Here is a 1,064-nt window from a genome sequence, read left to right as displayed (position 1 = left end):
CTCTTACGACACCAGGCGCGGAGAACCCCGCTGCATCGGCGCGCGCGTGTGCCGACTTCGGGAATGCGAAGTCGCTGGAAACTGTCGAGCGGGAGTTGGAGGCGGAGCGCGCGAAATTCGCGGCAAGGGGGCTTGGCTGTCGCGCTGTCGTCAGCGCTGATCGCCTGAACGCGATCGGCCGGTAGGCGGGGGCATTGACCCGATCAAACGGACAGGCCCCCTGCGCAACGTGGTCGCGCAGGGGGCCTGTTTCCAATTGCGGACATCTCGCGCGTCCTACAGGTAGGTGCCGCTAATGCGTCCTTCGAAGATGGCGGTGTTGATTCCAAAGTCGTCGACGTGAGCTTGCGAGCCGCCGTCGACAGTGACGACAACGGAACGACCGCCGCGAACAGCTTTCATCTGTTCGGCGGTCAGCGTCAATTCGTCATGGGCGAGATCCGCGGAACGCGGCAGGTCTTTAATGATGAGGGCGGATTTCATGGCATTGCTCCTGAAGTTGGATGGGAGAGCACAGTGCGGTGCTCGGTCCATCATCTGCAAGGGTTATGCCAAATTGCACGCGTTGAGCGAGGAAACCGTATGCGAGGCGTCAACGCAATGCCTGCAAGGGCGAGATGTCATGCGCCTATTCGACATGACGTCCGGGGACGGTGAAATGGCAAGGAAGTGTTCGGCAAGGCCCGACCAACCGCGTGCGGGCTGTCGGGCAGCAGCGCTCCATCTCCAGCACAAGAAAACGGCACGCGTGTGTGACGCGTGCCGCTTCCGTGAATATCGCGCTGAGAGTTCGCGCGGTTTAAGGTTTGCGCTGCATGGCCGCGCGTGCGATCGTCTGGTGCGCCGCGGGGAATCCGGGCGGATACTCGACGACGCGTGCGGAAGCCGGCACCAGCGGCGCGGCCACATTCAGCCGCGCGCCAATACGAGCGCCGCCAACAATGGCGGCCATTGCCTGACGATCGAGTTCGACGCTATCGGTGAGGTCCTTGATGATGAGTCTCGCCATGGTGGCTCCAGGAAAGAAGTCGAGCGGCTGGCCGGTGTGAATTGCCGGCTGCCGC

The 1,064-nt window shown here is 62.8% G+C and carries 3 protein-coding genes; 1 reads left to right on the top strand and 2 read right to left on the bottom strand.

The annotated features are described in order from the left end of the window. Positions 1 to 185: hypothetical protein (locus P0D70_RS36595; RefSeq protein WP_408188112.1), on the top strand; the 185-nt coding region annotated here is incomplete at its 5' end. A gap of 91 nt (positions 186 to 276) precedes the next feature. Here the strand turns inward: P0D70_RS36595 and P0D70_RS36590 are convergent. Next, the gene (locus P0D70_RS36590) at positions 277 to 483 is read right to left on the bottom strand and encodes a hypothetical protein (protein ID WP_091806173.1); all 207 of its coding nucleotides are present in this window, start codon (positions 481 to 483) and stop codon (positions 277 to 279) included. 316 nt (positions 484 to 799) lie between these two features. After that, positions 800 to 1,009 carry a hypothetical protein gene (locus P0D70_RS36585; RefSeq protein WP_091806176.1) on the bottom strand — a complete coding sequence of 70 codons (210 nt, stop codon included), beginning with the start codon at positions 1,007 to 1,009 and terminating at the stop codon, positions 800 to 802. Positions 1,010 to 1,064: the final 55 nt, after the last annotated feature.

The organism is Paraburkholderia sp. RL17-381-BIF-C (assembly GCF_046026435.1).
GTDB lineage: Bacteria > Pseudomonadota > Gammaproteobacteria > Burkholderiales > Burkholderiaceae > Paraburkholderia.
The sequence above is the reverse complement of the archived record's forward strand: the minus strand, read 5'-3'. Positions and strand labels throughout refer to the sequence as shown.

What these genes read in the sequence shown, in the direction of transcription:
- P0D70_RS36590 (WP_091806173.1), bottom strand. Translation starts at nt 483, where the DNA reads ATGAAATCCGCCCTCATCATTAAAGACCTGCCGCGTTCCGCGGATCTC.
- P0D70_RS36585 (WP_091806176.1), bottom strand. Translation starts at nt 1,009, where the DNA reads ATGGCGAGACTCATCATCAAGGACCTCACCGATAGCGTCGAACTCGAT.